The sequence below is a fragment of the Chrysiogenia bacterium genome (assembly GCA_020434085.1).
GTDB lineage: Bacteria > JAGRBM01 > JAGRBM01 > JAGRBM01 > JAGRBM01 > JAGRBM01.
The window spans coordinates 1-4,170 of record JAGRBM010000513.1 but is presented as its reverse complement, the minus strand read 5'-3'; the positions used below and the strand labels follow the sequence as shown (position 1 = coordinate 4,170).

General features: G+C 65.2%; 3 protein-coding genes. All 3 read right to left on the bottom strand.

Translation table 11 applies throughout. From position 1 onward, the window contains the following. On the bottom strand, positions 1–1,416 hold a 1,416-nt coding region (locus tag KDH09_17280; GenBank protein MCB0221453.1), incomplete at its 3' end, for a hypothetical protein. Continuing rightward, on the bottom strand, positions 1,413–2,465 hold the full coding sequence (locus tag KDH09_17275) for a hypothetical protein (GenBank protein ID MCB0221452.1): 1,053 nt from the start codon (positions 2,463–2,465) through the stop codon (positions 1,413–1,415). The genes KDH09_17280 and KDH09_17275, both read right to left, overlap by 4 nt. Next, a partial coding sequence (locus KDH09_17270) for an AMP-binding protein (GenBank protein ID MCB0221451.1) occupies positions 2,462–4,170 on the bottom strand: 1,709 nt, incomplete at its 5' end. The genes KDH09_17275 and KDH09_17270, both read right to left, overlap by 4 nt.

The following is a 4,170-nucleotide window of genomic DNA, read 5'->3' as shown; positions in this document are numbered from 1 at the left end:
CGTCACTTTCTGCGCATCCTTTGTGAGCGTGCGCAGGCGCGAGCCCACCGTGGCGAGCACGCGGCCAAGAATCCGCAGCCCGCGCGGCGAGAGATCCGAGAGCGAGAAGCCGGGCGTGTGTTGCTCAGGTTTGCCGACGAATTCCTCGTAGATGGTGTCCGGGCTCAGGCCCGGCGTCTTGCCGGCGGCCTCGGCCAGGTAGGAGATGCAGATGTAGGGGCGGTGATAGAAGAAGCCCAGCACGCGGTGCTCGGGCCCCGGATCGGGCATGGCACCGAAGTTCAGGATCTGCGCGCGGAAAGAATGCTCGATGACCGGCCCGACGAAGCTCCACGAGAGCGGGGTGATCGCGCCGGGCAGCACCTCGGAAATGTTGCCGTTGGAATACATCGGCCAGCGCGGGTCGATGGGCGTGTTCATCTCGGGGACCCAGCCCTCGGGCGGCCGGCTTTCAGGCCCTGTGCCGAGCGGCGCGTCGGGCAGGGTCGTGATCGGTCGCGATTGCAGAAGGTAGACGCGCCCGTCCTGGATGGCCCACTCGATGTCCACGGGGCGCGCTTCCTGCGCCTCGATCTGGATGGCGAGGCTCGCAACGAGCGCGGCTTCGTGGGCGCTCAGACAGGGCTTGTTGCGCTTGTCTTCGGGCACGGGCTGCTCGGCGCTGCCGCCGTCGACGAGCGCGGTCATCACTTCCTTGCTGCCGATGGTGCTGGAGACAATGACGCGGTCCTGCTTGTCGAGGATGAAGGTATCGGGCGTTGCGAGCCCGCCCACGACCGACTCACCCAGGCCGTAGTTGGCGTTGATGACGACGTGGTCGCGGTTGCCGTCCACGGGATTGACCGAGAAGCACACGCCGGCGGCGTCGGCGGACACGAGGCGCTGCACCACCACGGCGGCGCGGTATTCGCTGATGTTCCTGTCGCGCCGGTATTGCAGGGCGTGGGGATTCAAAAACGATGCCCAGCAGCGCAGCAGCGCGCGGGCGACCTCGTCGATGCCGCGCACGCCGAGCACCGTGTCGTATTGGCCGGCGAAGCTTGCGCCTTCGAGATCCTCGGCAACGGCCGATGAGCGCACCGCCCAGCGGCACTCGCTTCCGATGCGATCCTCGAAGTGTTTGAGCCAGGTCGCGAGCGCCGCGCGCACGTCGGAGGGCAGCTCCGCATTGCGAATCTGCTCCTGCAGGGGCTCCGCTTTTTCGGCGATCGCCTCGAAGTCACTTGCGTCACGCAGCAGGCGCTCCAGGCGAAGCTGCAGGTCGAATGTCTCGCCAAAATCGGCGAAGGCATCGGTCGTGACGACAAAGCCCTCGGGCACGGGCAGCTCGCGCGAGACGAGCGCGGCCAGTTCGCTGCCCTTGCCGCCGGTGAGTGTGATGTCCCTTGCGCTGCCGGAGTCGAGTCCAACGATCACGGGTAGAGTTGCTCCATGAATTCAGAGATGCCGTAGCTTTCCCGGCCGGTTTCTTCCCAGCGGAAGCGGGCGCGCGCCTCGTTGACGACGGTGCACACGCCCTCGGTGGCGATCGCCACGGGCAGGTTCGTAAGCGCTTCAATGGCAAAGGTAAAGCGCTCGCCGCTCTCGAGTTGCAGTTGCAGCTTTGCCTCCTGCGCCCAGCGACCGTCGGCGGAGGGGCGCAGCACTTCGAGGTCCCAGCTCTTGAGGCCCTGGGCCCTGCCCTGGTAGTAGGCGTAGCCGCCGACCGCTTCGAGGCCGAGAACTTCGACGCGGGTGGCGTTGAATGCCAGCTCATCGCCGAACTGGCAGGAGAACCAGCGCCAGTTGGTGGGCACGCGCATGTCACGCACGCCCCAACTGTGATCGCGCTGCCCGGTGCCGGAGATCTTCTCTTCCTTGTCATCGATGGCGATGGTGCCCTCGAAGTGGCAGGCCTGTTCGTAGTGGCTCGCCCCGGACATGGCGCGGATCGAGCGCGCGGCGTGCACGCCGCCGTTCCAGTGGGGAATGAGGTAGTCCGGACGCAGCTTGCCCAGGATCTTCGCACCCGGCAGCAGCTTGCGCTTGCCCGAGGCATGGAAGTCGTAGGCCTCGTGGCGGGAGGTGAAGGTTAGGTCGAGTTTCATCTGGCGTGTTGGCAGCGCCGAGAGATGCGTGCGGAAGAAGTCCGACATCATCGCGGTGTCTTCGAAGTAGAAGACCGGTCCCTCGTAGCTGACACGCCAGGTCTTGAAGGGCTCGATCATTTCGTAGCGAAAGGGGGCGACCTCGACGTCCTCGCTCCGGCCCGAGAGCGGACGCCAGCTCCGCACGAAGCCTCCGCCGCCATCTGGAAAATACAGACAGATGAACCCGTCGGCATTGCCACGGTTCGGCGAGAATCCGATCCGCGTCGCGCCCGCCCAGCCCGCGTCGTTGTCGAAGAAGTTGAAATAGAACGACTCGTTCCAGAACTCGTGGGAGCCGGGCTGATGGGGCTGCTCGTCGGAAATGGGGAAGCTCATCCGTGCTTCTCCAGTCCCATGTGGGAGATGGTCTGCGTGATTTCCTCGAGGCTCGCGGGATCGTCGATCGTGGCGGGCATCTTGTATTCGATGCCGTCGGCGATCTTGCGCATGGTGCCGCGCAGGATCTTGCCCGAGCGTGTCTTGGGAAGGCGTGCCACCACGGCGGCCTTCTTGAACGCGGCGACCGGGCCGATCTTTTCGCGCACCATGGCGACGAGCTCGCTCTGAATCTCTTCCTCGTTGCGGTTGGCGCCGGCGTTGAGCACGACGAAACCGACGGGCACCTGGCCCTTCATGTGATCGGCCACGCCGATGACGGCGCACTCGGCCACGTCGGGATGGGCGGCGAGCACTTCCTCCATCGCACCGGTGGAGAGCCGGTGACCGGCCGTGTTGATGATGTCGTCGGTGCGGCTCATCACCCAGATGTAGCCGTCGGTATCGATGTAGCCCGCGTCGGCGGTCATGTAGTGACCCGGGTACTGTTCGAGGTAGGCGTGTTTAAAGCCCTCGTCATTGTGCCAGAGGGTGGGCAGACAGCCGGGCGGCAGCGGCAGCTCCACGCACAGCGCGCCGGTCTCGCCGGGTTTGACCGGGTGCGCGCCTTCGTCGAGGCAGACCACGTCGTAACCGGGCACCGCCTTGGTGGGTGAGCCTTTCTTGACGGGGAACTGCTCGATCCCCATGCAGTTCGAGGCAATGGCCCAGCCGGTCTCGGTCTGCCACCAGTGGTCGATGACCGGAACCTTGAGATGATTTTCCGCCCACTCGATGGTGGGCGGATCGCCGCGTTCGCCCGCAAGAAAGAGCGTGCGCAGGCACTTCAGGTCGTACTTGTCGATGAACTCACCATTGGGGTCTTCCTTTTTGATCGCGCGGAAGGCCGTCGGGGCTGTGAACAGCGCGCTCACGTTGTGCTCGGAAATCACGCGCCAGAAGGTGCCGGCGTCCGGCGTGCCCACGGGCTTTCCTTCGAAGAGGATCGTCGTGCAGCCGGTAATGAGCGGCGCGTAGACGATGTAGGAGTGCCCCACCACCCAGCCGATGTCGGATGCGGCCCAGAACGTCTCGCCGGGCTTCATGCCGTAGACGTTTTCGAGGCTCCACTGCATGGCCACGGCGTGACCCCCGTTGTCGCGCACGACGCCCTTGGGAATGCCGGTCGTGCCGGAGGTGTAGAGAATGTAGAGCGGGTCGGTGGCGGCGACGCTTACGCAGTCGGCGGGCTCCGCCTTCGCATAGAGCTCATCCCAATTCAGGTCCTGCCCTTCCTTGAGCGGGCAGGGCTTCTGCTCGCGCTGGAGAACGACGCAGATCTCGTGCTTGTGCTTTGCCAGTTCCACCGCTCCGTCGAGCAGCGGCTTGTAGTCCACGACGCGGCCGGGCTCCACACCGCACGAGGCGGTCAGAATGGCCTTGGGCTTGGCATCATCGATGCGCGTGGCCAGTTCCTTGGGGGCAAAGCCGCCGAAGACCACCGAATGCACCGCGCCGATGCGCGCGCAGGCGAGCATGGCGAACACCGCTTGGGGAACCATGGGCATATAGATGATGACGCGGTCGCCCTTTTCCACATTGAGCGCCTTGAGCATCCCCGCGGTGCAGGAGACGCGGTCCTGCAACTCAGCGAAGGTGTACTTTTCCTGCTTGCCGGTGATCGGGCTGTCGTAGATGAGCGCGACCTGATCGGCGCGCCCGCCCT